Source organism: Bordetella genomosp. 13 (assembly GCF_007679965.1).
Lineage (GTDB): Bacteria > Pseudomonadota > Gammaproteobacteria > Burkholderiales > Burkholderiaceae_B > Bordetella.
In genome coordinates this window covers 375,689-400,494 of record NZ_VEHL01000003.1, presented here as the reverse complement: position 1 = coordinate 400,494, position 24,806 = coordinate 375,689, and the positions used below count along the sequence as shown (strand labels likewise).

The following is a 24,806-nucleotide window of genomic DNA, read 5'->3' as shown; positions in this document are numbered from 1 at the left end:
GCGATCAGACGCGGTTCCAGTCGAATGCGGCCTGCTCGCCCTTGCCGTACAGCTTCAGGGCGCCCTTCTCGCCGGCCGCGTTGGGCCGGTTGAAAATCCAGTTCTGCCAGGCGGTCAGGCGGCCGAAGATGCGCGTCTCCATGGTCTCGACGGGACCGAAGCGCAGGTTGGCCTCCAGGCCGGTCAGCGCGTCGGGCGACAGCGCGCGGCGTTCTTCCAGCGCCATGCGCAGTTCGTCTTCCCAGTCGATCTCGTCGGGCGCGAAGGTGACCAGGCCCAGCTGCTCGGCTTCGGGCGGAGACAGCGGCTGGCCGGCGCTGCGGCGCACCGCTTCCATCGGTTCGGTCTCCTGGTAGAAGCGGCGTTGCAGGCGCGACAGGCCATTGACCATGGGATACGCGCCGAAATTGCGCTCGCCCACGACGATGCGGGCCGGCGTGTCGGTCTCGCCGTCGTCCAGCATGTAGATGCGGTCGGCGGCCAGGGCCAGTTCCAGCAGCGTGCCGGCAAAGCACGAGCCCGGCTCGATGCAGGCGAACAGCGAGCGCGACGTCACGTCCAGCCGCGCCAGCGTGCGCCGCAGCATGCCGGCCGTCTCGCGCACGAACCAGTGATCGGCATGGGCCTGCAGCGCGGCGTCGGCCTGCAGCACGGCCTGGACGTCGCCTTCGGTCTTGAACAGCCAGGTGCCGATGTCCAGTTCGTTGGTGCGCAGGTGCAGGATGGCGTCGTCCAGTTCGCGCGCCATGCGCAGCGGCCACCAATCGGCGCCCGCGGCCACGATGGCGTCCAGCTCGATGGCCACGCCGTCCCGCGGGCCCCGCACGGTCCAGGTGGCCAGGCGTTTCTCTCGGTCGATGCGCACGTCCACGTAGCGATAGGCCACGCCGTCCGGATCGTCGGCGCGGTCCAGGCGCGGCAGCGCCACGCCCTGCGCCTGTTCGGGGCGGCTGCTGCCCGCGGCCAGCTCCTGCGCGCGCGCCTGCACGGCGGCCTGGAACTGCGCGGGCTTGATCACGTCGTCGACCAGGCGCCAGGCCTTGGCGCGTTCGCCGCGCACGCCCTCGACCAGGGTGCAGAAGATGTCGGCATGGTCGTGCCGCACGCGGCGCTTGTCGGTGACGCGGGTCAGGCCGCCCGTGCCGGGCAGCACGCCCAGCAGCGGGACTTCGGGCAAGGCGACGGCCGACGACCGGTCGTCCACCAGCAGGATCTCGTCGCAGGCCAGCGCCAGCTCGTAGCCCCCGCCCGCGCAGGCGCCATTGAGCGCCGCCACGAACTTGATGCCGCCGTGGCGGCTGGAATCTTCGATGCCGTTGCGCGTTTCGTTGGTGAACTTGCAGAAGTTCACCTTCCAGGCGTGCGTGGACAGGCCCAGCATGAAGATATTGGCGCCCGAACAGAAGACGCGTTCTTTCATGCTGGTGACGACCACGGTGCGCACCTGCGGATGTTCGAAGCGGATGCGCTGCAGCGCATCGTGCAGCTCGATGTCCACGCCCAGATCGTACGAATTGAGCTTGAGCTTGTAGCCCGGACGCAATCCGCCGTCTTCGGCCACGTCCATGGCCAGGGTGGCGACGTTGCCGTCCACGCTGAGACGCCAATGGCGGTATTGATCCGGGGCGGTGCGGAATTCCACCGGCGCGGGGGCGCTGCTGTTCATGTGAGGTCTCCTCTACCAGCAAAATACTGCATCGACTGCATAATAGTGCAGTCTTTTTCACCGGTCAACGCCGAGATGCAGAAAAGTGCAGTTTTGGATGTCCTACATGGCGCCGCGAGCGCTACAGCGGCAGCCCGCCCGCCTTGCGCACCTGCGTGCGCAGGCCCGCGAAGCACTCCTGGAGATCCAGATCGCTGGTGTGCCAGGTGAGATCGGCCTTGGCATAGAACGCTTCGCGGCCGGCCAGGATGCGCTTGAGGTCGGCCATGGCCTCGGTGCTGCCCGACATGGGCCGGAAGTCGCCCTGGGCCATGACGCGGCCCATGTGTTCCTCGGGCGTGGCGCGCAGCCACACCGTGTAGCAGTGCGCCAGCAACAGGTTGTAGGTGGCGGGTTCGGACACCAGCCCGCCCGGCGTGGCCAGCACCATCTCGGGATACAGCTGCACCGCCTCTTCCAGCGCCCGGCGCTCGTAGCGGCGGTAGGCGTTGGGGCCGTACAGATTATGGATTTCCAGGATGCCGCATCCCGCCACGCGTTCGATCTCGCGGTTCAGTTCGACGAAGGGGTAGCCCAGGTCTTCGGCCAGCATCTGGCCCAGCGTGGACTTGCCCGCGCCGCGCAGCCCGATCAGCGCGATGCGCTGGAAGCGGTTGGGCCTTTGGCCGCCCGCGCCGAACAACTGCGTCAACGCCTCGCGGGCACGTTGCAGGTCGGATTCGCCGCGGCCGCTGAGAAGTTCGCGGATCAGCAGCCACTCGGGGGATTCGGTGGTCACGTCGCCGACCAGCTCGGCCAGCGCGCAATTGAAGGCACGCGCGATCTGCAGCAGCACCAATACCGAGGCGTTGCCTACCCCGTGTTCCAGATTGGCCAGGTGGCGTTCGGACACGCCCGTTGCCTGTGCCAGGCTTTTTCGAGTCATGCCCCGGATGGCGCGCAGCCGGCGCACGCGCTCGCCCAAGGCCACCAGAAAGGCCTCGCGCTGGGGTTCGGCAGGCGCCAGATCAAGCGCTTGAGTCATGGGTGTTCGTTGCTCCGCAATAACCCTTAAATCGCGATTTCATGCACTATAGTGCTTGACGCACAATCGTCAAAGCACTATTTTTCCATTCAACCGACGTACATCGCACGGCGGGTTGCCCAAAAAGAAGCATTGAAATTCATGCCCGGCAACCCGCGCCACAGTGTAAAGGAGACACCTGTGAGCTCGCCTGAACAGTTCCGCGCGCTGATCCGCGAAGTCACCGACCGCATCGCCGGCGCCACGCTCGATGCCGGCCTGCAAGATAGGCTGAACCAAGAGTTCGGCCCGGACAGCACGCAGTACCAGCACATTTTCCAAACCTGTAAGACCGCGATCGCCGAAGGCTGGATGTGCGACCGCGAAGGCGGCGGCATCCGCTACGGCCGCGTCATCAAGCCGGCCGACGACCTCGGCGGGTACTCCGTCGACGTGGTCGACATGGACGACCTGGCGGGTCCGCACCACTCCCATCCCAATGGCGAGATCGACCTGATCATGCCGCTGGACGCCGACGCGCGCTTCGACGGCCAGGGTGCCGGCTGGCTGGTCTACGGCCCTGGATCCGCGCACCAGCCCACCGTCAGCCGCGGCCGCGCGCTGGTGCTGTACCTGCTGCCGCAGGGCGCCATCGAATTCACCCGCCACTAGAAGCGGGGCGCGTCCCGCACGGGATGCATGGCCCGACCGGCCGAACCGGCGCGCGGGCGCACACACAGAAAAGAAAATCCGGAGACACGCATGAACCACTGCCCCGCCGAACTGAACTTCGCCAGCCACCTGGCGGCGCTCAATGCCGCGCGCGCGTCCAAGACGGCCTACATCGACGATCAGCGCCAGCTCAGCTACGGCGAACTGGCCGAGCGCGTGGCGCGCGCCGCGGGCCTGCTGCGCGGCCTGGGCCTGCGCCGCGAGGAACGCGTGCTGCTGCTGATGCACGACACGGTCGACTGGCCCGTGGCCTTTCTGGGCGCGCTGCATGCGGGCGTGGTGCCGGTGGCGGTGAACACGCTGCTGACGCCCGACGACTACGCCTACATTCTGCAGCACAGCCGCTCGCGCGCCGTGTTCGTGTCCGGTGCGCTGCTGCCCGTGCTGCAGGCCGCCATGGCCCAGGGCGGCCATGACGTCGAGCACCTGGTGGTGTCGCAGCCCGAGGGCGCGCCGCCCGCGGGCGCGCTGCGGTTCGACGCGCTGCTGGCGGCCTCGCCCACCGTGCCCGCGGTGCGCACGCTGGCCGACGAGATCGCGTTCTGGCTGTACTCGTCCGGTTCCACCGGCAAGCCCAAGGGCGTGGTGCACACGCACGGCAACCTGTGGCATACCGCCGAGCTGTACGCCAAGCCCGTGCTGGGCATCCGCGAGGACGACGTGGTGTTCTCGGCCGCCAAGCTGTTCTTCGCCTACGGCCTGGGCAACGGCCTGACCTTTCCGCTGTCGGTGGGCGCCACCACCGTGCTGATGGGCGAGCGCCCCACGCCGCAGGCGGTGTTCAGGCGGCTGACGACGCACCGGCCCACCATCTTCTACGGCGTGCCCACGCTGTACGCCGGCATGCTGGCCGCCGCCGACCTGCCGCCGCGCCAGCAGGTGGCGCTGCGCGTCTGTACCTCGGCGGGCGAGGCCCTGCCGCGCGACATCGGCGACCGCTTCACGCGCCATTTCGGCTGCGAGATCCTGGACGGCATCGGCTCCACCGAGATGCTGCACATCTTCCTGTCCAACCGAACGGGCGAGCTGCGCTACGGCACCACCGGCAAGCCCGTGCCGGGCTACGAGGTGCAGCTGCGCGACGACGGCGGCCTGCCCGTGCCGGTCGGCGCCATCGGCGACCTGTACATCAAGGGCCCCAGCACCGCGCTGATGTACTGGAACAACCGCGACAAGACGCGCCAGTGCTTCCAGGGCGACTGGCTGAAAAGCGGCGACAAGTATGTCTGCGACGCCGACGGCTACTACACCTATGCCGGCCGCAGCGACGACATGATCAAGGTCAGCGGCCAGTACGTCTCGCCCGTCGAGGTCGAGAACGTGCTGATCCAGCACGAGGCCGTGCTGGAGGCCGCCGTGATCGGCGTGCCCGACCACGACGGCCTGGTCAAGACCAAGGCCTACGTGGTGCTGCGGCCGGGCTACCAGCCCGACGACAGCACCGGCGCGGCGCTGCAGCAGTACGTCAAGCAGCACCTGGCGCCCTTCAAGTATCCGCGCCAGATCAACTTCACCGAAGAACTGCCCAAGACCGCCACCGGCAAGATCCAGCGGTTCCGGCTGCGGCAGCTGGAGGAAGCGTCGCTGTAGCTGCGGGCGTCGCCCGCGCATCCGTCGGCCGCATCGTTCAATCGCATCGTTCAATCGCATCGTTCAATCGCATCGCATAGCGCATCACCCCGCAACACCGGCCACGCCGGCCGCACACATAAAAGCCAGGAGACAACCATGCAACACGCCATTCTGCGCGGCGCCGCCGCCGGCGCCCTGCTCTGCCTCGCGGCCGGCGCTTCGGCCGCCGACAAGATCAAGGTGGGCTTCATGCTGCCCTACAGCGGCACCTACGCCGCGCTGGGCAACGCCATCGAGAACGGCTTCAAGCTGTACGTGGCCGAACAGGGCGGCAAGCTGGGCGGCCGCGAGATCGAATACTTCAAGGTCGACGACGAGTCCAACCCGGCCAAGGCCTCCGAGAACGCCAACCGGCTGATCAAGCGCGACCAGGTCGACGTGCTGGTGGGCACGGTGCACTCGGGCGTGGCCATGGCCCTGGCCAAGGCGGCCAAGGACAGCAACACCACGCTGATCGTGCCCAACGCGGGCGCCGACGCCATCACCGGCCCGATGTGCGGGCCCGGCATCTTCCGCACGTCGTTCACCAACTGGCAGCCGGCCTACGCCATGGGCCCCGTCGCCGCGGCCAAAGGCCACAAGACGGCCATCACCGTCACCTGGAAATACGCGGCGGGCGACGAGGCCGTCAACGGCTTCCAGGAGGGCTTCGAGAAGGCCGGCGGCAAGGTTCAGAAGCACCTGAACGTACCCTTCCCCAACGTGGAATTCCAGGCGCTGCTGACCGAGATCGCCGCGTCCAAGCCCGACATGGTGTTCGCCTTCTTCGCGGGCGGCGGCGCGGTGAAGTTCGTGCAGGACTACCACGCGGCGGGCCTGGGCAAGACCATCCCGCTTTACGGCTCGGGCTTCCTGACCGACGGGACGCTGAAGGCCCAGGGCGACTCGGCCCAGGGTCTGCTGACCACGCTGCACTACGCCGACGGCCTGAACACCCCGCGCGACAACGCCTTCCGCGAGGCCTACGGCAAGGCCTACACCATGCCGCCCGACGTCTATGCCGTGCAGGGCTATGACGCCGCGCAGATGATGCAGGCGGGCCTGGCCGCCGTGCAGGGCGACATCGCCAGGAAGGACGACTTCCGCAAGGCAATGCGCGCGGCCACCATCGACAGCCCGCGCGGCGCCTACACGCTGTCGCCTGCCGGCAACCCGGTGCAGGACATCTACCTGCGCAAAGTCAGCGGCCTGGACAACGTCGTGCAGGAAGTGGCCGTGCGCAAGCTGGCCGACCCGGCGCGCGGCTGCCGCATGTAATCCCCCGCCGGAGCCGCGATGGACCCCGCCGTCTTCCTCATCCAGTGCCTGAATGCCCTGCAGTACGGCCTGCTGCTGTTCCTGGTGGCCAGCGGGCTGACGCTGATCTTCGGCATCATGGGCATCATCAACCTGGCCCATGGCAGCTTCTACATGATCGGCGCCTACATGGCGTTCGCGCTGGGGCCGTGGGTGGACCGCACGCTGGGCGGCGGGTTCTTCGCCACCGTGGTCGTCTGCGTGGCGGCCGCGGCGCTGCTGGGCTACGTGCTGGAGGCCGCGTTCTTCAGCTACCTGTACCGGCGCGACCACCTGCAGCAGGTGCTGATGACGTACGGGCTGATCCTGGTGTTCGAAGAGCTGCGCAGCATCCTGGTGGGCAACGACGTGCACGGCGTGCCGGTGCCCGCGTGGCTGCAGGGCTCCATCCCGCTGGGCGGGCTGATGACGTATCCGATTTACCGGCTGTTCATCTCGGCAGTGGGGCTGGGCGTGGGCCTGGCGCTGTACCTGGTCATCACCCGCACGCGGCTGGGCATGATGGTGCGCGCCGGCGCCAGCAACCGCGAGATGATCGGCTCGCTGGGCATCGACATCAACCGGCTGTACCGCCTGGTGTTCGCCGCCGGCGTGGCGTTGGCCGCGCTGGCGGGCACCATCGCGGCCCCCGTGTCGTCGGTGTATCCGGGCATGGGCCACGGCGTGCTGATCGTGTGCTTCGTGGTGGTGGTGATCGGCGGCATCGGCTCGATCCGCGGCGCGTTCCTGGCCGCGATGCTGGTGGGCGTGGTCGAGACCTTCGGACAGGTGCTGTTCCCGGCCGCCGCGGGCGTGCTGGTGTACGTACTGATGGCCGGCATCCTGCTGTGCAAGCCCGAAGGGCTGTTCAAACAAGGCTGATTCCTCATGCGCCGTGCCGTATTCCTTTCGCTGTCCGTGCCCTTGCTGGTCCTGCTGGCGCTGGCCGTGCTGCCGTCGCTGGCGGGCGGCTACGCCACGGGGCTGGCGCTGAAGATCATGATCTATGCGCTGTTCGCCCTCAGCCTGCAGCTGCTGGTGGGCGGCGCGGGCCTGGTCAGCCTGGGCCACGCGGCCTTCTTCGGCATCGGCGCCTACGGCGCCGCGCTGCTGACGCCGTCGGCCGGGCCGGCGCTGCTGTGGTGGCTGCTGCCCGCGGCGGTCGCGGGCGCGGGCCTCTATGCGCTGGTCACCGGCGCGCTGGCGCTGCGCACGCGCGGCATCTACTTCATCATGGTCACGCTGGCGTTCTCGCAGATGGCGTATTACGTCTTCCACGACACCAAGGCGGGCGGCGGCAGCGACGGCATCTACCTGTACTTCAGGCCCGAACCCGCCTTCGGCGGCGGCCTGCTGTTCGACCTGTCCCGCGACACCGTCTTCTATTTCTTCGCGCTGGCCTGCCTGGCGCTGGGATGGCTGTTCATCGGCCTGCTGCGCCGCTCGCCGTTCGGCGCGGCCCTGGCCGGCATCCGCATCAGCGAGCAGCGCATGCGCGCCGCGGGCTACGACACCTACCCGTACAAGCTGACGGCCTACGTGCTCGCGGGCATGCTGGCCGGGCTGGCGGGCTTCCTGTATGCCTTGAAGGACGGCTTCGTCACGCCCGAACTGCTGGCCTGGGAGCAATCCGGCCTGGCCCTGCTGATGGTGATCCTGGGGGGGCAGCGCCGGCCGGGCGGCGCCGTGCTGGGCGCCGCGGCGCTGGTGCTGCTGCAGGAGCTGTTCCAGTCGGAAGCCGTGTTCGGCACCTATGCGCAGCATTGGCACCTGTCGCTGGGGCTGGCCATCATCGCGCTGGTGGCGCTGCTGCCGGACGGGCTGATCGGCCTGCCGGCGCGGCTGCGCAGGGCGCACCGGGATGGGGTGGCGGACGGTGCGGCGGCCAGCGGTACAGGCGTCATCCGGGCCGGCGCCATGCCCGGCGACGCCGCGCACGCCTCGGCCAGCGCACGGCGTGTCGCCGCGTCCGCCGCATCCGCGACCTCTGCAGCATCCGTCGCGCCGGCCCTGTCCTCCGACCCGGCCGCCGGCCCGCCGCAGGACAGCATCCCGCGCCGAGACCGCGCGGGCGGCCTCATCCCATCCGGAGGTTCCCATGGCTGACGTCATGCTGGCCGCGACCGGCATCACGCGCCGCTTCGGCGGCCTGGTGGCCGTGGACGGCGTCTCGCTGGAACTGCGCCGCGGCGCCGTGCATGCCGTCATCGGCACCAACGGCGCGGGCAAGTCCACCCTGATCAACATCCTGTCCGGCGAACTGTCGCCCAGCGCCGGCACGGTGCGGCTGGGCGCCGACGACGTCACCGCGTGGCCGCAGCCACGCCGCGCGCGCGCCGGCCTGGGCCGCACCTATCAACGCTCGACCGTCTTCCCGGAACTGACCGTGCACGAGAACTGCCGGCTGGCCGCGCAGGCCGGACGGCAGCGCTTCTGGCACTGGTGGCGCAGCGCCGAGGGCTGCGCGCACAGCACCGACCTGGCCCGCCAGGCCATGGACAGCACCGGCCTGCAGGCCGATGCGCGACGCCCGGCGGGCCAGTTGCCGCACGGCCGCAAGCGCCAGCTCGAGATCGCCATGTGCCTGGCCGGCCAGCCCGACGTGCTGCTGCTGGACGAGCCGCTGGCGGGCATGGGCCCCGAAGAGACCGACCGCATCCTGGACCTGCTGCAGACGTTGAAGCGCGAGCACGCCATCCTGCTGGTCGAGCACGACATGGATGCCGTGTTCCGCGTGGCCGAAACCATCACGGTGATGGTCAACGGCTGCGCCATCGCCAGCGGCGATCCGGCCGCCATCCGCGCCGATCAGGCCGTGCAGACGGCGTACCTGGGGGAGGACGCATGATGCCGATCGCACCGGACGCGCCGTCCGCCCACGCCCTGGTGCAGGCCCGCGGCCTGCACACCTATTACGGCGCCAGCCACGTGCTGCGCGGCGTCGACCTGGACGTGGCCACGGGCGAGTCCATCGGCCTGGTCGGCCGCAACGGCATGGGCAAGACCACGCTGATCCGCACACTGCTGGGCCTGGTGCGTCCGGCGCGGGGCAGCGTGCGCGTCGACGGCCGCGACTGCACGCGCGCCGCGCCGCATGCCATCGCGCGGCTGGGCGTGGCCTACGTGCCCGAGGGCCGCGGTATCTTTCCCAACCTGAGCGTGCGCGAGAACCTGATGGTGGCGGCGCGCGCCGGCCGCGGCCAGCGTCCGGACTGGACGTACGAGCGCGTGCTGGAGACCTTTCCGCGCCTGCGCGAGCGCCTGGACCACGGCGGACAGCAACTGTCGGGCGGCGAGCAGCAGATGCTGGCCATTGGCCGGGCGCTGATGACCAATCCCGACCTGCTGGTGCTGGACGAAGCCACCGAGGGCCTGGCCCCGCTGATCGTGGCGGAGATCTGGAACATCGTCGGCCGCATCCGCGCCACGGGCATGTCGACCCTGATCGTCGACCGCAACTTCCGCGCCGTGCTGGCGCACACCGACCGGTGCGTCGTCATGGAGAAGGGCCTGCTGGTGGAAAGCGGCGACAGCGCGGCGTTCGCGGCGCAGCCGGCACAGCTGGCGCGCTATCTGGGCGTGTGAGGGACCGGCCGGGGCAGCCGGGCGACGGCGCCGGGCAGACATCGGCGAATACGGGCCTTTCGCGCCGGACGCGGGAGGGCCGGGCGCCATGCGGCAAAGTCGGCTCGCACGCCGTCGCGCGGGCATCCATAGTGCGCACCGGCCCCGCGCATGCCGCGGCCCCGACCGACCTGCCGAAGATGATGTAACGCGAATCGACAGGGCTACCGCCATGCCCTGGGGCAGCGGCCGTGCGGCACAGGCCGTTTTCATCCGGCAACGGGACGTAGCATCCACGTCGGGCGGGCATTGTTAGGATGTAGCCATGGTTGCGAGGACGTATCGGCATCCTGCCGGTGTCGCCCTCGAGGCCAGACGACAACTGTCAAGGAGGCTCTCCATGCCAGCCAAGTCCCAAGCCCAGCAAAAGGCCGCCGGCGCCGCCCTGTCCGCCAAGAAGGGCGATACCAAGGTCGGCGACCTGCAAGGTGCGTCCAAGTCCATGTACAAGTCCATGAGCAAGCCGGAACTGGAAAAGATGGCGCACACCTCGCGCAGCGGCAAGCCGCAGCACAAGCAGGCATCCCGGTCGCATCATTGACCGGACGATGGGAGCATGGCCGCCCCACCGGCGACGTGCTCCCATATCCCTTCTATCTCATCCCGGCTGGGCCACCGATCCGGCTCGGCGAGACATCGAGCCGCCGGCGCGCCGCAGCCTTCCTCCGTCTTTCGTGCCGCAGCGCAACGCTTCAGCTGGCCACCGCGTCGTTCATTCATCCACGGCCGGCCTGGCCTTCTTCGCCGGCCGGGCGCGCTTGACCGTCTTGGTTGGCGTCTCGCCCTGCACGTTGGCCTCTGGCTTGGCGGCCCGCTTCGTCGCCCGCTTGGCCGCCTTGCGGGCGGGTTTGTCGGGCGCGCTGGCGGCGTCCGCAGGATCGGCGGCGGGGCGGGCCTCCACAGGCCTGTCCACCAGAGGCTCGCTCCGATCTCCATCGCCTGCAGATTCATCGAGGCCGCGCGCGCCCTTCCGCGAGCTCGCATGCCCTGCGACCGGCCGGGGCGTGTCGCCCCCGTGCGACTCGGCGGTCTGAGGCGCGTGCGCGTCCGACTCACGGTGGGAAGACATGCCGTCATTCCCCGTCCGCCCATCGCGCTCGTCCAGCCACACGCGCGGCTCGTGTTGCTTCTCCACCGCCGCGGCCGGCGACAAGGCGGTATCCGAAGCATCCGCCATGGGCCCGTGCCCCGGTCGCGCGCTATCCGGCGGCGCCAACCGCGCTCCACGGCGCTGCCTGCCCGGCGGCCGGCTTCGGGTCTGATCCCGGTCCTGATCCCGCTGCGGTTCACCCGGAGCTACGGTCGATGCGCCGGACGCGGCCATGGCGGCCCCCACGGCCTGCGGCGACGTGTCCGCCCCCTCGATAGCCACCGGCCGCGCCGGCTGCCGCTGCCGGCCCAATCCCGCCCGCTCCTGCCTGCCCCCGTTCGCCTCGCGCCGCGCCGGCCGCGACCTGCCGCCCGCCGGCCGCACCGCCAGGTTCGGCGTGGCCGCCCGGCTGACGTACGTGCCCGACTTCTCGTCTCGTCCCAGCGCCAGCAGCCCGCGGGCCTGCGCCTCTTCCAGCAACTGCCCGAAGGCCTTGAAGCCGTAGTACGACTCGGTGAAATCGGGCTTGCGCCGCTTGATGGCACTCTTCAGCGTGGACGCCCAGATGCGCTGGCTGTCGCCCTCTTCCGTGGTCAGCGCGTCGAAAGTCTGCACCAGGATCTCCAGCGCCTGCTGCCTGCGCTTCTCGGCCTCGTCGATGTTGGGTTGCGCCACCGCCGCGGGCGTGGCGGGCACCAGCGGCACGACCACGGGATGGCGCGACTCGGCCGCGCGGCGCCGCTCGCGCTCCAGGTCGTCGTAGAAGATGAATTCGTCGCAGTTGGCCACCAGCAGGTCCGAGGTGCTGCGCTTGACGCCCACCCCGATCACCCGCTTGGCGTTCTCGCGCAGCTTGGACACCAGCGGCGAGAAGTCGGAATCGCCGCTGACGATGACGAAGGTGTCGACGTGCGCCTTGGTGTAGCAGAGGTCCAGCGCGTCCACCACCAAGCGGATGTCGGCCGAATTCTTGCCGGACTGCCGCACGTGCGGGATCTCGATCATCTCGAAATTGGCCTCGTGCATGCCTTCCTTGAATTCCTTGTACCGGTCCCAGTTGCAATACGCCTTCTTGACCACGATGCTGCCCTTGAGCAGCAGGCGCTCCAGCACCAAGCGGATGTCCAGGCGGGCATAGTTGGCGTCGCGCACGCCAAGGGCGACGTTCTCGAAGTCGCAGAACACCGCCATGCTGGCGCTGTCTTGAGGGATCGGCATGTGTTGCTCCGGGGAAATCCGCCGGCCCAAGGGAGCCGGCTCAATCCACGATGATCTCATGCCCGCCCGCGGAAGGCCGCGCCGGCTGCCGCTGGGCGGAATATCGGTGCCGTATCGCAACGGCGCCCGCGCTCCGGCCGCCCCAGGCCCATCGCCCCGCCCCAGAACCCGAAGTTAACGGCAAGCCCGCCCCAAACCTGAGGTTTTCGGCCGTTTTTCGGTCGATTGGACGCCCGCCCCCGTGGCTAGAATCTTCCGGCCGGGTGCCTTGCGCCACGGGCCCTTGCCCGCCGCCTCCCCCGCGCTACCCTCTCAGGGCCTGAATTCATGAACCTCTCCACCCTCATCGGCCTGCTGCTCGGCGTCGTCACGCTGGTCCTGGTCGTCGCCTTCTCGGCCATCGACTCGCTGGCCTACCTGAACCTGCCCGGCCTGGCCATCGTGCTGGGCGGCACCTGCGCCGCGCTGTTCATCGCCTATCCGCTGTCCGAGATCCGCCGCATCCCACCGCTGCTGCGCACCGTGTTCCGCAACGACCGCCTGGACACCCAGCGCGACATCGACGAACTGGTCGCCATGTCGCAACTCTGGATGAACAACGACGTGCACAAGGTCGAACAGGCGCTGAAGAAGGTCTCCAACCCCTTCCTGCGCACCGGCGTGCAGCTGATCATCGACAACACGCCCGAAGAACAGATCATCGAGCTGCTGCAATGGCGCATCGCGCGCATGCGCGCCCGCGAACAGGCCGAGGCCCAGCTGTTCCGCACCATGGCCAGCTTCGCGCCGGCCTTCGGCATGCTGGGCACGCTGGTCGGCCTGATCAACCTGATGTCGGTGCTGGGCGACGGCGCCATGGATGCCATCGCGCGGCACCTGGCCGTGGCGCTGATGACCACCTTCTACGGCCTGCTGCTGGCCAACCTGCTGTGCAAGCCGGTCGCGGTCAAGCTCGAGCGCCGCACCGAGCGGCGCGTCACGCTGCTGAACATGGTGCTGCAGGGCATCTCGATGATGTGCGAGCGCCGCGGCCCCGCCGTCGTGCGCGAGACGCTGAACTCCTTCATGCTGCAGGTCGAGGACGAGGTCTACGACGGCGGCCAGCCCGAGCCCAAGCCCGCGCCGCGCCGCGCGCCCTCCGCGGCGCCCGCCCCCCTCAAGGCGGCGGCGCGGCAATGAGCGGCGCGGCACGGCCCTCGCTGGCCGACCTGATCGAGGAGCGCCGCCGCGCCGAGCGCCGCCGCACCTCGCCGCTGACGCGCGCCAACCGCCAGAACGCCGACCGCTTCGCGCGCTGGCACGTGCCCGAGGCGGTCGACCACGAGCCCGACAACTGGCTCATCACCTACCTGGACCTGCTGACGCTGCTGCTGGCCATGCTGGTGGTGATGCTGGGCGTGACGCGCATGTACGGCTGGCACACCACGCGCGACCAGCCGGTCGCCGTGGTGGGCTCCGTGGCCCGCGGCGGGCTGCCCGCCTACCAGGGCGAGGTCGCGCGGCTGGACGACCTGCCGGCCATTCCCGCCGAATGGGCGCACCTGCCCGATCCGGCCGCCGCGCCCGCGGCGCCGGAGCACGAGCCCGCCGCAAGCGCCGCCACCGGCCCCATGGTGCCGGCCCCCGCCCCTCCGCCGTCCATCGACGAGATGGGCCTGGGCGACCTGGGCGATTCCATCCAGGTGGTGGTCAACAGCCAGTCGGTCAGCTTCCGCATCAGCACCGAGCTGCTGTTCCCGTCGGGCCAGGCGGCGCTCAGTCCTACCGGGCTGGGCCTGATCAGGAAGCTGGCCGGCGTGGTCAATCGCAGCAATCACCCGCTGTCCATCGAGGGCCATAGCGACAACGTGCCCATCCAGACGCGCCAGTTCCCGTCCAACTGGGAACTGTCCACCAGTCGCGCCACCAGCGTGCTGCGCGAACTGGTGCGCGACGGCGTGGACGGCAGCCGCCTGCGGGCCGTGGGCTACGCCGACACGCACCCGCTGTCGCCGAACGACACGGCCCAGGGCCGCGCGGCGAATCGGCGCGTGGAGTTGATCATGCGGATGGCGCCGAAGGAAGGCGAAAGCGCGGCGAATCCGGCGGATACGGCCAAGGCATCGAGCGTCGAGCCGGCGCATGGCGCCGTGGAAAAGGCCCGATAGCGCAGCGCTCCATGGGAAAGGGAGGCCTGATGACCGAAGACGAAGCGCTGGAAATCTACCGCCGCTTTGCCGCATGGGCGTGGGGTGACGGCACGCCGCCTGCCGCGCATCGTCTGGACCGGGCCGCCGCCACGCTGCAGCCGATCCATGACTAGGCAGGCGCCGATTCCGGCCAGCCGGCCGAACTGTTCCGCTTCCGCTATTGCTGCGATCATGCCGAAGCGGCTGCGCAGGCCCAGGCCGTCGTCGACGGATTTCCCGCGGTCAAGCGGGCGGCGAAAATGAACGCCATGCTGCCACTCAGACCACCATCAGCGTCGCCGAAGCGCAAGATCTAGAACGCGATCGCGGCTTCGCAAGAGCCACATGCGCGGACACGTATCCGCGCTTGCCCGCCAGGTCTCGCTGCCCGGCGGCGCCGCTACCAAGGTTCAGGCCGCCATGTCCGGCTGCCCCCATTCCGCCACGAACGTATCGCGGAACTCCCGCAGCCAGGCCACCCGCTGCTCGCCCAGCCGGCGCGCGGCCTCGGTCTGCATCGAGGCCGGCAGCCCGGCCAGCTTGCGTTCGATGTGGTCCAGCGCGTAGGCCTGGTCATCCAGCTCGCGCGCGCGGCCAAGCGGATCCGAGGGATGCGCGAACGCCGATCCCATGCGCCCGGCCGTGTAGAACAGCCGCGCCAGCCCCACCGCCCCCAGCGCATCCAGCCGATCGGCGTCCTGCACGATGCTGGCCTCGATGGTGCGCGGCGCGATGCCGGCGGAATAGCTGTGCGCTTCGATGGCGTGGCACACCACGGGCAGCTTGCCGGCGGGAAAGCCCGCGTCGGCCAGCTTGCGGCGCGCCAGTTCGGCCGCCATGCGCGAGGCCTGGGCACGTTCGGGGTGGTTCTTGGGCAGGTTGACCAGGTCGTGCAGGTAGCAAGCGGCCTGCACCGCCAGCGCATCGGCTTCGGGGTGGTCCTCCAGCAGCGTGGCGGCCACGTGCCAGACGCGGTGCAGGTGGTTCAGGTCGTGCGCGCCATCGCCATCGGCCTGCTCGGCGGCGATGGCGATGAAGCGGGCGGTCCAGTCGGGGGATTCGGTGTGCATGAGGAATTGTTCTGGCGGATAGGCCCGGCGCTACCCGGCGCACTTGCACACTTGGCGCAGGACGCAGCGCGCGCGGTCGGCGATCGCGGATAGCTGTATAAAAACACAGCATACACCGTTACGGCACGGCGGGCTCAGGCCCCTGTCGGCTCGGGCCCCTGTCGGCTCAGACCCTTGCAGGCTCACGCCCTTATATACGCCCAGCCTTCCTGCTGCCGCCGCGCGAGGTGCAGCACCGCGGCAGGCACTACCGCAAGCCCTTCCGGCGCCTGCAGGCCCGCCGCGGCCAGCGTGTTGGCGCACACCGCCAGATGCGCGTCCGTGGCATCCGGCTGGGCCAGCGCGGCGGCCACCGCGCCCGCGTTGACCACGATCTCGAATTGCGCCGAAGGCTCGGCCTTCAACAGGTTGGCCGCATTGCGGCGCGCGCGCTGCAGCGCCTCGGGCGTCGGGGCGTGGATCAACAGGCGGACGGGCTGGGTATCAGGCATTCTGCAGCAGCTCGGTGACGGTCGCGACGTCGCGCGCGAAGGACGCGCCGACCCGCGAACGCGGGCGCGGCTCGGCGATGTCCAGTGTGCCGACGACCGAGGCCGGATGCCCGCCCAGCACGACCACGCGGTCGGCCAGGAACACGGCCTCCTCGATGTCGTGCGTGACGAACAGGATGGCCGCGCCCGAGGCTTCCCACACGCGGATCAGCTCGGTCTGCAGATTGCGGCGCGTGATGGCGTCGACCGCGCTGAAGGGTTCGTCCATCAGCAGCAGGTCGGGCTTGACGGCCAGGGCGCGGGCGATGCCCACGCGCTGCGCCTGTCCGCCGGACAGCTGGTGGGGCCAGCGGCGCTCGAAGGCGGCCATGCCGGTCAGGGCCAGCGCCGCGCGCACGCGCTGCTGCCGCTCGGGCCTGGACAGCGCCAGGCCTTCCAGGCCATACGCCACGTTGGCATCGACGCGACGCCACGGCATCAGCCGGCCGTCCTGGAACACCACCGCGCGCGGCCGGCGGTCGGCCGCGCCGGTGCCATGGAAACGCACCGTGCCGCCGCCCGGCTCGGTCAGGCCCGCGGCGGCGCGCAGCAGCGTGGACTTGCCTACGCCGGACCCGCCCACCACCGCCACGAAGCTGCCCGCCTCGATGTCCAGCGTCAGCCCGCGGATCACCGGCGCGTCGGCGCCGGGATGCGTGTACGAGAAATCGTCGAAAGCCATCACGGACGCCATTGCAGCACCCTCTTCTCGGCCTGCACGAACACCAGGTCGCACAGCGTGTACACCAGCGAGATCGCCAGCATGTAGACCACCACCACGTCGTAGGCGCCCACGCCCGCCGCCGCGTTCATTTCCTGGCCCATGCCGGGCACGCCCAGCAGTTCGGCCGCGATCAGCGTCATCCAGGCCTGGCCGATGCCGGCCCGCACGCCCGCCAGGGCGCCCGGCGCGATGGCCGGCAGCGTCACCGTCCAGGCGCGGGCGGCATAGCCGCCGTGGCCGAAGGCGCGCGCCAGTTCGTAGAAACGCGGCTCGACGTTGCGCACCGCCGCGTAGGTGGCGAAGTAGTTCAGCCAGAACACGCCGATGGCGATGACGAAGGCGGCGCCGGCATGGCTGACCTTGAACCAGGCGATGGCGAACACGACCCACGCCAGCGGCGGGATCGGCCGCAGCACGCGCACCAGCCAGGCCTGCAGCATGTCGAAGCGGCGCAGCGTGGCCGCGGCCAGCCCGAAGGAAAAGCCCAGCACCGTGCCCAGCGACAGGCCCCAGAAATAATGGACCAGGCTGGACAGCGCGGCCGGCCACAGCCGGCCCGACTGCCACTCGCGCAGCAGCGCGCCCGGCAGGCCGAAGGGATCAGGCAAGGTGCCGCGCGGCGCCCATTCCCAGGCCAGCGCGGCCTTCCAGAAGGCCACGAACAGGGCGATGCCCAACAGTCCGTACAAGGCGCGGCGCAAGCCGGGCAGCCGCGGCGCCGTGGTCGCGGCGGCAGTGGCCTCGCGCGCCAGCGTGGCGGCGGCCTGGGTCATTTCGCGGCCTTCGCCGCGGCTTCGTAGAAGCGGGGCTCGAACAACTGCGCGACGTCGGCGCGTTCGGCCTGCGTGCCCAGTTCGGCCTGGAAGTCCTGCAGCTGTCCGGTGGGCTTGACGATGACGCGCGGATCGGCCTCGAACTGGTCTCGCGAATTGCGGATGGCCTGCTGCACCAGTTCCGGATCCAGGCGGCCGCCGCCCACGTACTTCTGCACGTAGCCCGCGGCCTTGGCCGGATCGTCGCGCAGCAGCGTGCTGGCGTCGATCTGCGCGCGCACCAGTTGCTGCACCAGCTCGGGATGCTGCGCGATCAGCTTCTCGCGCACGACCAGCACGGCGCCGGGCTGCTTGGGGAACAGCTGAGACCCGCGCGCCACCACGCGCGCCTCGGGCACACGCCGCTGCACGGCGCTGGTGGTGGGCTCGAGCACCGCGCCGCCGTCGATGGCGCCGGTCATCAGCGACTGCTGGATCTGCGCCTCCCCCTGGTAGACGAAGTCGATGTCGGCGGGGTTGGCCTTCAGTTCCTTGCGGATCCAGTGCTGCAGCGCCGCCTCGGGCACCGCGCCCTTGGGATAGCTGGCGATGCGGGCCTTGCGGCCCTTGTCCTTGGCGAAGCGCGCGAACGCGGTCGAGGGCTCGCCCGACGCGAAGTACGGCGCCAGCTCGCCCAGCGCCAGCACGCTGACCTGCTCGACGATGTTGGAGGCCACGACCTTGATGTCGGCGCCCTTGGCGCGCGCCACCAGCACCGGGCCGATGCCCACGTAGGCCACGTCCAGCTGGCCCGCGATCAGCGCCTGCGTCATCGCCGGACCGCTCTGGAACGACACCAGCTTGGGCGCGGGCGCGCCGGCCGGTTGCAGCGTGCCGTTCTCCAGCGCCACGAACAGCTGGGCATCGGGCAGGATGGGCAGATAGCCGATCTCCAGAACGGGACCGGCGGCCGGCGCGGCGGTGGAGAAGCTGGCCAGGCCTGCGGCCAGCAGCGCGGCGGCGTACAACTTGCGCAACATGATTCTTTTCCTAATGCGGATGAAATGGGCCAGGCACGGGCGTGGCTCTTGATTTCTTATGATTCTAAGGAAGGTAATAAAAAGAAATAATAATTTATGGTTATATGCTTAGGCAGCTCACAGGACGCATCTGCCCCGTCCCATGCCGCAACGCCCTCTTGCGTCCGTCCAGCCGGCCGGCGTACAACCCGCCAGAGACCATGCCGCACGCCGCCCCGGCGCCCGGCGACCCCGTTGGAGCTTCCATGTCGTACATGCTGCTTATCGTCGAACCCGTCGGCCAGCGCGCCGAGCGCGATGAAGAACAGGGCCGCGAGGCCTACGCCGCCATGGTCCGGTTCGGTGAAGCGCTGCACGCGCGCGGCAAGCTGGCGGACGCCCGCTCGCTGGCCTCGACCGGCGAGAGCGTGCGCGTGCAGACGCGCGAGGGCCGCCCGACCCTGCTGGATGGTCCCTATGCCGAAGCCAAGGAGATGATCGGCGGCTTCTTCCTGCTGCAGGACGTCACGCGCGAGGAAGCCATCGCCATCGCGCAGGAATGCCCGGCCGCCCAGTGGGCCACGGTCGAGGTGCGCAGGCTGGCGCCCTGTTTCGAATAACGGCCGATCAGGGGTTTCCCTGATTCGTCGACGAGCATGTCGATCCGCGCGCGGGCCGTTCGTCGTCCTCATGAACGCCGCGATGCCGCGGCCCATCCCCCAGGAGATCGACATGCGCTACATGATCATCGTCAAGGCCAGCGCCGACAGCGAGGCGGGCGCCCTGCCCGGCGAACCCCTGCTGGCGGCCATGGCCGCCTATCACGACGAACTGGCGCGCGCCGGCGTGCTGCTGGACGCCGCGGGCCTGCGAAGCAGCGCCGAAGGCTGGCGCGTCCAGTACGACGGCGAGGACCGCCGCCGCGTGACGGACGGCCCTTTCGCCGAGGGCGAGGACCTGATCGCCGGCTACACCCTCATCCAGGTCCGCACGCGCGAGGAAGCCCTGGAATGGAGCAAGCGCTATCCCAACCCGCGCGGCCCGGGCCGGCCTTGCGCCATCGAAGTCCGCCGCGTCGGCGAGCTGGAGGACTTCATGCCCGGCCCGGCCATGGAACACTTCCACCAAGCGACCAGCCCCCGCGCCTGAGCGCCTCACCAAGCGAGACCGCCATGCCCAAGCAAATCTTCGTCAACCTGCCCGTGGCCGACCTGGACAGGTCCGTGGCCTTCTTCACCAAACTGGGTTTCACCTTCAACCCTCAGTTCACCGACCAGAACGCCACGTGCATGGTCATCGGCGAGCACATCCACGCCATGCTGCTGGTGCGCGATTACTTCAAGACCTTCTGCAGCAAGCCCGTGGCCGACGCCACGCAGGCCACCGAAGTGCTGATCGCGCTGAACTGCGACAGCCGCGCCGAGGTAGAGGCCGTGGTGCAGAAGGCCCTGGCCGCCGGCGGCACGGCGCCGCGCGAGGCGCGGGACCATGGCTTCATGTACCAGCACGGCTTCGACGACCTGGACGGCCACGCCTGGGAAGTGTTCTACATGGACCCGGAGGCCATGGGCGGCGTGCAATGACGCGCGAGGCCACCGACCGCGCCATCGAGGCGGTCTGGCGCATCGAGGCGGCGAAGGTCATCGCCAGCGTGGCGCGCATGGTGCGCGACGTCGGCGTGGCCGAGGAACTGGCGCAGGATGCGCTGCTGGCCGCGCTGGAACACTGGCCGCGGGCCGGCGTGCCCGACAATCCCGGAGCCTGGCTGATGACCACCGCCAAGAATCGCGCGCGCGACCTGCTGCGCCAGCATGCGCTGCACGCGCGCAAGCACGAGGAGCTGGGCCAGGACATGGAAGCGCGCAGCGAGCACGTCGAGCCCGATTTCGTCGACGCCCTGGACGCCGCGCGCCAGGACGACATCGGCGACGACCTGCTGCGGCTGGTGTTCACGGCCTGCCATCCCATGCTGTCGGCGGACGCGCGCGTGGCGCTGACGCTGCGCGTGCTGGGCGGGCTGTCCACTGCGGAAATCGCGCGCGCCTTCCTCGCGCCCGAGCCCACCATCGCGCAGCGCATCGTGCGCGCCAAGCGCGCGCTGTCGGCCGCCAAGGTGCCGTTCGAGGTGCCCGGCCCGCACGAGCGCGCCGCGCGCCTGGCCTCGGTGCTGGAGGTGATCTACCTCATCTTCAACGAAGGCTACGCGGCCACCGCGGGTGAGGACTGGACGCGTCCCGCGCTATGCACCGAGGCGCTGCGGCTGGGACGCGTACTGGCGGGCCTGGCGCCTGGTGAAAGCGAAGTGCATGGCCTGTGCGCGCTGATGGAGGTCCAGGCCTCGCGCCTGAACGCGCGCACCGATGCGCAAGGCCATCCCGTGCTGTTGATGGACCAGGATCGCGGCCGCTGGGACCGCCTGCTGATCCGCCGCGGGCTGGACGCGCTGCAGCGCGCCGAGGCCCTCGGCGGCGCGCACGGCCCCTATGCGCTGCAGGCCGCGCTGGCGGCCTGCCATGCACGCGCGCCCACCGCGGCCGACACCGACTGGCCGCGCATCGTGGCGCTGTACGACGTGCTGACGCAAGTGGCGCCGTCCCCCGTCGTGGCATTGAACCGCGCCGTGGCCGTGGGCATGGCCTGGGGCCCGCAGGCCGGCCTGGATTGCGTGGACGCGCTGGGGGCCGACCCCGCCCTGGCGTGCTATCACTGGCTGCCCAGCGTGCGCGCCGACCTGCTGGCGAAGCTGGGCCGCACGGATGAGGCGCGACAGGAGTTCCTGCGCGCGGCCGGCATGACGCGCAACGCCACCGAGAAGCAGATACTGGAGCAGCGCGCGCGGCGGATGCTGCAATGATGCCCGGGATGGCCAGCCGCGCGGGCCGCCGCGTACGAAACTTTGCGGCGGGTGCCGCTCGCGCCTGGCGCCGCACGTCCCGCCGTCCAGGCGGCACGTCGCCGGACCTGCCCGCACGGCAGGTCGTGCATCGCGCCGACCGATCCGCCGCTCGTCCTCAGGCCGGCGCGGCGTCAACCCCGCGGCGCGGCGGCTGCGCGCCCACCCGCGCACGGCCCGTCCGCCAGGCTACCCATCCCAGCAACGCGGCCACGCCCAGCGCATACAGGTCGAACGCCGCCACGGCCCATTGTCCATGGGACATGCTGTCGATCAGGCCCAGCCCGCCCGTCTCGGCGTTCAGCACGGGCAGTCCGGCCAGCAGCAACGCTGCCAGCGCCAGGGGCAGCCGCCATGCGTGACGATACGGCCTGATGGCCGCCCACGCCAGGCACAGGCCCCACGCGATGAAGAAGCCGCGCGCTTCCAGGTCGGCACGCTCGGCCAGCCCGGCCGGCGCCAGGCGATTCATCCAGAAGTACACCGCCACGGCCAGCGGCACGCCGCCCAGGATGCCGGCATTGACGACCTGCACCAGCCGCTGGCCCGGCGTGGGCCGCTTGCCGGCGGGCACGCGCTTGGCCACCCACAGCAGCTGGCCGCTGGCGACCATCGCCGTGCCCAGCAGGCCGCACAGCCACAGCAGGTTGCGCAGCAGCGCGTCGGCATAGCGGCCGCGATGCACCGCCTGCAGGCTTTCGTAGACGACCACCGCGGCGCCCGGCTGCGCGGCCGTGCCGGGCAGCGATTGGCCGGCCGCGTCGAACAGGCGCTGGTCGTCGGGCTGCACCGGTCCGCCGCCGCGGCGCCGCACGTCGTATTGGGCGCGAGCGGTGCCGGGATTGATCACGACGATGCGCGCCACGCCGTCGTCGCCCCACGCCTGGCGCGCCTGCGCCAGCACACGCGGCAAGACTGCCTCGACGGGCGGCGGCGCCTCCTGCGCGGCCGCGCCGGGCCTGGCCGCCGCCGGCGCCGCCACGCGACCCCGGATGTCCGTGCCCACCACCGGCCCCGGCAATGAGGGATTGGCCCACGGCATGATGCTCGGTCCCGTCAGCAGCATGCCGCTGAACGCCATCACCAGGTAGAACGGCAAGGCCAGCACGGCCGACACCGCATGCCCGTCCATCCAGGACCGCGCGCCCTTGCCGGGCCGGAACGTGAAGAAATCGATGAAGATTTTCTTGTGCAGGATGATCCCGCAGATGAGCGCGACGAACATCACCGCGGCGGCGAAGCCGATCAGCGCGCGGGCCCACAGCCGGGGCATGCCGTACAGGTGCCCGTGCAGGTGATAGAAGAAGTCGCCGCCTTCGGTGGCGCGCACCGACAGGCCCTGCCCCGAGCCGGGATCCAGGGTCGCCCGCGATACCGGACCGCGCGGCTCCTGGCTGCGCCAGGCCACGCCCAGGCTGCCGTCCCGCGGCCCCGGCAGGTCGATCCACCAGCGGGTCGCGCCCTGCGCATGCTCCTGCAGATGCGCCAGGCCGACCGCCACCGCGCCGGCGACCGCGTCGCCGCGCGATTCCGTGACGCGATGCGTCTCGGGGTGCATCCACGCCGTGATCTCTTCGCGCACGTAGCTCAGCGAGCCGGTGAAGAAGATGATGAACATCAGCCAGCCCAGGATCAGGCCTGACCATGTGTGCAGCCAGGCCATCGCCTGCCGCAACCCCTCGCGCTTGCCGTCGGCTCTCATGCCGGTCCTCGATGCGTGCTGGATCCACCCGATAGCCGCCGGGCGAAACGCCGCACAGGCGGCGGCCGCTGGCCGCCGCGCCGGAGGGAGGCCGCCGCCAGGCGGGCCCCAGGATGCTATTGAGACTTGTTGTCGTTCATTATTCCACAGATCCGATCGCGCAGGGCGCGGGGGAATCGCGCCACCGGATGCGCCTGCCGGGTCCGCCGGCGCCTGCGGCAGGCCGCGAGCGCTTGCGACGCTCCAGACGCCTACGACATTCCACGCGCCTGCGGCAGTTCCACCGCCACCGCCGTGGCCTCGCCACCGCCGATGCACAACGCGGCCACGCCGCGCCGCAGGCCGCGCTGCCGCAAGGCGTACAGCAACGTGACCAGCAGCCGCGCGCCGGTCGCGCCGATGGGATGCCCCAGCGCGCAGGCGCCGCCATGCACGTTCAGGCGTTCGGCCGCGATGCCCAGGTCATGCGCCGCCGCCATCGCCACCACGGCGAAGGCCTCGTTGATCTCGAACAGGTCCACGTCGCCCACCTGCCAGCCCGCGCGATCCAGCACCTTGCGGATCGCGGGAATGGGCGCGGTGGTGTACCAGGCGGGCGCCTGGCTGTGCGTCGCGTGGGCACGGATCTCGGCCAGCATCGGCAGCCCGTCGCGCAACGCGATCGACCGGCGCGTCAGCAGCAGCGCGGCCGCGCCGTCGGCATTGGCCGACGCGCTGGCCGCGGTGATCGTGCCATCGGGCCGGAACGCGGGCTTGAGCGACGGGATCCTGTCGGGCGATACGCGCATGGGAATCTCGTCCTGCGCGACCAGCGTATCGCCGCCCTTGCCCGGCACCGGCACGGGCACGATCTCCTGCCCGAAGGCGCCGCCTTCGACCGCGGCGCGGGCGCGCCGCAAGGTCTCCATCGCATAGGCATCCTGCGCGGACCGGTCGAAGCCGTAGGCCTGGGCGGCGGCCTCGCCGAAGTCGCCCATGGGGCGGCCCGCTTCGTACGCGTCTTCCAAACCGTCCAGCGCCGCGTGGTCATACAGGCGGTCGTGGCCGTAGCGATAGCCGCCACGCGCCTTGGCCAGCAGATACGGCGCGTTGCTCATCGACTCCATGCCGCCGGCCAGCACCACGTCGGCGGAGCCCGCCCGCAGCAGGTCGTGCGCCAGCATCACCGCCTTCATGCCCGAGCCGCACACCTTGTTGACGGTGGTGGCGCCGGCCGCGTCGGGCAGCCCAGCTGCGCGCATGGCCTGGCGCGCGGGCGCCTGCCCCGTGCCCGCGGGCAGCACGCAGCCCATGAAGCCTTCGTCCACGCGCGCCGCATCGAGGCCCGCGCGCTGCAGCGCGGCCCGTATGGCGTGCGCGCCCAGCGCGGGCGCGGCCAGCGGCGCCAACGCGCCCTGGAAACGGCCCAGGGGTGTGCGTGCGGCCGAAACGATCACGATGGGATCTTCATTCGTCATGCAGGACTCCGTATGAAAAGGCAAGAGGGACAACGCACAGCCATGGGGCGCGGCGATGCATCCCGGTTTTGGGGCGGCCCCAGGCATGGCAAATGCGCAAAGGACAAAATAAATGTTGATCATCATGATAATTGCAGCATGCCGGCGCGGCAAGCCGCTGCATGCCAGCCTTGCCGCCTTGCCGCACCGCGCCAGGGCACGCGCGAAGACGGTGCATCGGCTGGCTGGGCGGCCCAACTGAGTTGCCCACA

25 protein-coding genes are annotated in these 24,806 nt (G+C 70.3%); 15 read left to right on the top strand and 10 right to left on the bottom strand.

Translation table 11 applies throughout. The annotated features are described in order from the left end of the window. Nucleotides 1–4 precede the first annotated feature (4 nt). Both boxC and FS845_RS10540 read right to left on the bottom strand, forming a co-directional pair. On the bottom strand, nucleotides 5–1,666 hold the full coding sequence (boxC, locus tag FS845_RS10545) for a 2,3-epoxybenzoyl-CoA dihydrolase (RefSeq protein WP_144634066.1): 1,662 nt from the start codon (nucleotides 1,664–1,666) through the stop codon (nucleotides 5–7). A 121-nt stretch (nucleotides 1,667–1,787) separates the two neighbouring features. Beyond that, nucleotides 1,788–2,690 (bottom strand): helix-turn-helix transcriptional regulator, encoded by a 903-nt coding sequence (locus tag FS845_RS10540; protein ID WP_144634063.1) that lies wholly within the window; start codon nucleotides 2,688–2,690, stop codon nucleotides 1,788–1,790. 180 nt (nucleotides 2,691–2,870) lie between these two features. Between FS845_RS10540 and FS845_RS10535 the strand changes: the two genes are divergently transcribed. From FS845_RS10535 to FS845_RS10500, 8 genes are all read left to right on the top strand, one after another. Beyond that, the gene (locus tag FS845_RS10535) at nucleotides 2,871–3,341 is read left to right on the top strand and encodes a DUF4863 family protein (protein WP_144634060.1); all 471 of its coding nucleotides are present in this window, start codon (nucleotides 2,871–2,873) and stop codon (nucleotides 3,339–3,341) included. Nucleotides 3,342–3,431: 90 nt separating this feature from the next. Then, the gene (locus FS845_RS10530) at nucleotides 3,432–4,991 is read left to right on the top strand and encodes a benzoate-CoA ligase family protein (RefSeq protein ID WP_144634057.1); all 1,560 of its coding nucleotides are present in this window, start codon (nucleotides 3,432–3,434) and stop codon (nucleotides 4,989–4,991) included. A 138-nt stretch (nucleotides 4,992–5,129) separates the two neighbouring features. Continuing rightward, nucleotides 5,130–6,290: an ABC transporter substrate-binding protein gene (locus tag FS845_RS10525; protein ID WP_144634054.1), complete on the top strand. Its 1,161-nt coding sequence runs from the start codon at nucleotides 5,130–5,132 to the stop codon at nucleotides 6,288–6,290. 18 nt (nucleotides 6,291–6,308) lie between these two features. Continuing rightward, nucleotides 6,309–7,190, top strand: a complete 882-nt coding sequence (locus FS845_RS10520) for a branched-chain amino acid ABC transporter permease (RefSeq protein ID WP_144634051.1) — start codon at nucleotides 6,309–6,311, stop codon at nucleotides 7,188–7,190. Nucleotides 7,191–7,268: 78 nt separating this feature from the next. Further along, complete coding sequence (locus FS845_RS10515; protein WP_144634599.1) at nucleotides 7,269–8,414, top strand: branched-chain amino acid ABC transporter permease; 1,146 nt, start codon at nucleotides 7,269–7,271, stop codon at nucleotides 8,412–8,414. Next, a complete protein-coding gene (locus tag FS845_RS10510; RefSeq protein ID WP_144634047.1) occupies nucleotides 8,407–9,156 on the top strand; it encodes an ABC transporter ATP-binding protein in 750 nt (249 codons plus the stop codon). Before FS845_RS10515 ends, FS845_RS10510 begins: the two co-directional genes overlap by 8 nt. Further along, nucleotides 9,153–9,893 (top strand): ABC transporter ATP-binding protein, encoded by a 741-nt coding sequence (locus FS845_RS10505; RefSeq protein ID WP_260986236.1) that lies wholly within the window; start codon nucleotides 9,153–9,155, stop codon nucleotides 9,891–9,893. Before FS845_RS10510 ends, FS845_RS10505 begins: the two co-directional genes overlap by 4 nt. Nucleotides 9,894–10,272: 379 nt before the next feature. After that, nucleotides 10,273–10,473, top strand: a complete 201-nt coding sequence (locus FS845_RS10500) for a DUF3008 family protein (protein WP_144634044.1) — start codon at nucleotides 10,273–10,275, stop codon at nucleotides 10,471–10,473. Between the two features lie 171 nt (nucleotides 10,474–10,644). Here the strand turns inward: FS845_RS10500 and FS845_RS10495 are convergent, their stop codons facing one another. After that, nucleotides 10,645–12,240 carry an NYN domain-containing protein gene (locus tag FS845_RS10495; RefSeq protein ID WP_144634041.1) on the bottom strand — a complete coding sequence of 532 codons (1,596 nt, stop codon included), beginning with the start codon at nucleotides 12,238–12,240 and terminating at the stop codon, nucleotides 10,645–10,647. A gap of 327 nt (nucleotides 12,241–12,567) precedes the next feature. Here FS845_RS10495 and FS845_RS10490 point away from each other — a divergent pair, with 327 nt between their 5' ends. From FS845_RS10490 to FS845_RS26810, 3 genes are read left to right on the top strand one after another with little or no spacing between them, the layout of a single operon-like run. Further along, nucleotides 12,568–13,419, top strand: a complete 852-nt coding sequence (locus FS845_RS10490) for a motility protein A (RefSeq protein WP_144634038.1) — start codon at nucleotides 12,568–12,570, stop codon at nucleotides 13,417–13,419. Next, entirely contained in the window at nucleotides 13,416–14,387 is a 972-nt protein-coding gene (locus tag FS845_RS10485) for a flagellar motor protein MotB (RefSeq protein ID WP_144634035.1), read from the top strand. Before FS845_RS10490 ends, FS845_RS10485 begins: the two co-directional genes overlap by 4 nt. Nucleotides 14,388–14,416: 29 nt before the next feature. Next, nucleotides 14,417–14,542 carry a hypothetical protein gene (locus tag FS845_RS26810; protein ID WP_260986235.1) on the top strand — a complete coding sequence of 42 codons (126 nt, stop codon included), beginning with the start codon at nucleotides 14,417–14,419 and terminating at the stop codon, nucleotides 14,540–14,542. A gap of 276 nt (nucleotides 14,543–14,818) precedes the next feature. Here FS845_RS26810 and FS845_RS10480 read toward each other — a convergent pair whose 3' ends face one another. The 5 genes from FS845_RS10480 to FS845_RS10460 all read right to left on the bottom strand — a co-directional run bounded on the left by FS845_RS10480 (nucleotide 14,819) and on the right by FS845_RS10460 (nucleotide 18,524). Beyond that, nucleotides 14,819–15,478 (bottom strand): HD domain-containing protein, encoded by a 660-nt coding sequence (locus tag FS845_RS10480; protein ID WP_144634032.1) that lies wholly within the window; start codon nucleotides 15,476–15,478, stop codon nucleotides 14,819–14,821. Between the two features lie 182 nt (nucleotides 15,479–15,660). Next, the gene (locus tag FS845_RS10475) at nucleotides 15,661–15,969 is read right to left on the bottom strand and encodes a hypothetical protein (protein ID WP_144634029.1); all 309 of its coding nucleotides are present in this window, start codon (nucleotides 15,967–15,969) and stop codon (nucleotides 15,661–15,663) included. After that, on the bottom strand, nucleotides 15,962–16,702 hold the full coding sequence (locus tag FS845_RS10470; RefSeq protein ID WP_144634026.1) for an ABC transporter ATP-binding protein: 741 nt from the start codon (nucleotides 16,700–16,702) through the stop codon (nucleotides 15,962–15,964). The genes FS845_RS10475 and FS845_RS10470 overlap by 8 nt, the downstream gene beginning before the upstream one ends. Then, nucleotides 16,690–17,505 carry an ABC transporter permease gene (locus FS845_RS10465; protein ID WP_144634023.1) on the bottom strand — a complete coding sequence of 272 codons (816 nt, stop codon included), beginning with the start codon at nucleotides 17,503–17,505 and terminating at the stop codon, nucleotides 16,690–16,692. The genes FS845_RS10470 and FS845_RS10465 overlap by 13 nt, the downstream gene beginning before the upstream one ends. After that, on the bottom strand, nucleotides 17,502–18,524 hold the full coding sequence (locus FS845_RS10460; protein WP_144634020.1) for an ABC transporter substrate-binding protein: 1,023 nt from the start codon (nucleotides 18,522–18,524) through the stop codon (nucleotides 17,502–17,504). The genes FS845_RS10465 and FS845_RS10460 overlap by 4 nt, the downstream gene beginning before the upstream one ends. Before the next feature lie 245 nt (nucleotides 18,525–18,769). On the opposite strand from FS845_RS10460, the gene FS845_RS10455 reads away from it, so the two are divergent. The 4 genes from FS845_RS10455 (at nucleotide 18,770) to FS845_RS10440 (ending at nucleotide 21,357) form a co-directional block, all read left to right on the top strand. Further along, nucleotides 18,770–19,123 (top strand): YciI family protein, encoded by a 354-nt coding sequence (locus FS845_RS10455; RefSeq protein WP_144634017.1) that lies wholly within the window; start codon nucleotides 18,770–18,772, stop codon nucleotides 19,121–19,123. Nucleotides 19,124–19,235: 112 nt separating this feature from the next. Then, complete coding sequence (locus FS845_RS10450) at nucleotides 19,236–19,652, top strand: YciI family protein (protein WP_144634014.1); 417 nt, start codon at nucleotides 19,236–19,238, stop codon at nucleotides 19,650–19,652. A gap of 23 nt (nucleotides 19,653–19,675) precedes the next feature. Beyond that, nucleotides 19,676–20,086, top strand: coding sequence for a VOC family protein (locus FS845_RS10445; RefSeq protein ID WP_144634011.1), 411 nt, complete (start codon nucleotides 19,676–19,678; stop codon nucleotides 20,084–20,086). Further along, nucleotides 20,083–21,357, top strand: a complete 1,275-nt coding sequence (locus tag FS845_RS10440; RefSeq protein WP_144634008.1) for an RNA polymerase sigma factor — start codon at nucleotides 20,083–20,085, stop codon at nucleotides 21,355–21,357. Before FS845_RS10445 ends, FS845_RS10440 begins: the two co-directional genes overlap by 4 nt. Nucleotides 21,358–21,514: 157 nt before the next feature. Here the strand turns inward: FS845_RS10440 and FS845_RS10435 are convergent, their stop codons facing one another. Further along, complete coding sequence (locus FS845_RS10435; RefSeq protein ID WP_144634005.1) at nucleotides 21,515–23,098, bottom strand: PepSY-associated TM helix domain-containing protein; 1,584 nt, start codon at nucleotides 23,096–23,098, stop codon at nucleotides 21,515–21,517. 251 nt (nucleotides 23,099–23,349) lie between these two features. Further along, complete coding sequence (locus FS845_RS10430; RefSeq protein ID WP_144634002.1) at nucleotides 23,350–24,555, bottom strand: acetyl-CoA C-acyltransferase; 1,206 nt, start codon at nucleotides 24,553–24,555, stop codon at nucleotides 23,350–23,352. Nucleotides 24,556–24,806 lie beyond the last annotated feature (251 nt).

Coding starts and splice junctions, on each gene's coding strand:
- FS845_RS10435 (WP_144634005.1), bottom strand. CDS start 23,098: ATGAGAGCCGACGGCAAGCGCGAGGGGTTGCGGCAGGCGATGGCCTGG.
- FS845_RS10490 (WP_144634038.1), top strand. CDS start 12,568: ATGAACCTCTCCACCCTCATCGGCCTGCTGCTCGGCGTCGTCACGCTG.
- FS845_RS10440 (WP_144634008.1), top strand. CDS start 20,083: ATGACGCGCGAGGCCACCGACCGCGCCATCGAGGCGGTCTGGCGCATC.
- FS845_RS10450 (WP_144634014.1), top strand. CDS start 19,236: ATGCGCTACATGATCATCGTCAAGGCCAGCGCCGACAGCGAGGCGGGC.
- FS845_RS10475 (WP_144634029.1), bottom strand. CDS start 15,969: ATGCCTGATACCCAGCCCGTCCGCCTGTTGATCCACGCCCCGACGCCC.
- FS845_RS10485 (WP_144634035.1), top strand. CDS start 13,416: ATGAGCGGCGCGGCACGGCCCTCGCTGGCCGACCTGATCGAGGAGCGC.
- FS845_RS10465 (WP_144634023.1), bottom strand. CDS start 17,505: ATGACCCAGGCCGCCGCCACGCTGGCGCGCGAGGCCACTGCCGCCGCG.
- FS845_RS10470 (WP_144634026.1), bottom strand. CDS start 16,702: ATGGCGTCCGTGATGGCTTTCGACGATTTCTCGTACACGCATCCCGGC.
- FS845_RS10455 (WP_144634017.1), top strand. CDS start 18,770: ATGTCGTACATGCTGCTTATCGTCGAACCCGTCGGCCAGCGCGCCGAG.
- FS845_RS10500 (WP_144634044.1), top strand. CDS start 10,273: ATGCCAGCCAAGTCCCAAGCCCAGCAAAAGGCCGCCGGCGCCGCCCTG.
- FS845_RS10510 (WP_144634047.1), top strand. CDS start 8,407: ATGGCTGACGTCATGCTGGCCGCGACCGGCATCACGCGCCGCTTCGGC.
- boxC (WP_144634066.1), bottom strand. CDS start 1,666: ATGAACAGCAGCGCCCCCGCGCCGGTGGAATTCCGCACCGCCCCGGAT.
- FS845_RS10505 (WP_260986236.1), top strand. CDS start 9,153: ATGATGCCGATCGCACCGGACGCGCCGTCCGCCCACGCCCTGGTGCAG.
- FS845_RS10430 (WP_144634002.1), bottom strand. CDS start 24,555: ATGACGAATGAAGATCCCATCGTGATCGTTTCGGCCGCACGCACACCC.
- FS845_RS10495 (WP_144634041.1), bottom strand. CDS start 12,240: ATGCCGATCCCTCAAGACAGCGCCAGCATGGCGGTGTTCTGCGACTTC.
- FS845_RS10525 (WP_144634054.1), top strand. CDS start 5,130: ATGCAACACGCCATTCTGCGCGGCGCCGCCGCCGGCGCCCTGCTCTGC.
- FS845_RS10480 (WP_144634032.1), bottom strand. CDS start 15,478: ATGCACACCGAATCCCCCGACTGGACCGCCCGCTTCATCGCCATCGCC.
- FS845_RS10460 (WP_144634020.1), bottom strand. CDS start 18,524: ATGTTGCGCAAGTTGTACGCCGCCGCGCTGCTGGCCGCAGGCCTGGCC.
- FS845_RS10520 (WP_144634051.1), top strand. CDS start 6,309: ATGGACCCCGCCGTCTTCCTCATCCAGTGCCTGAATGCCCTGCAGTAC.
- FS845_RS10445 (WP_144634011.1), top strand. CDS start 19,676: ATGCCCAAGCAAATCTTCGTCAACCTGCCCGTGGCCGACCTGGACAGG.
- FS845_RS26810 (WP_260986235.1), top strand. CDS start 14,417: ATGACCGAAGACGAAGCGCTGGAAATCTACCGCCGCTTTGCCGCATGG.
- FS845_RS10540 (WP_144634063.1), bottom strand. CDS start 2,690: ATGACTCAAGCGCTTGATCTGGCGCCTGCCGAACCCCAGCGCGAGGCC.
- FS845_RS10530 (WP_144634057.1), top strand. CDS start 3,432: ATGAACCACTGCCCCGCCGAACTGAACTTCGCCAGCCACCTGGCGGCG.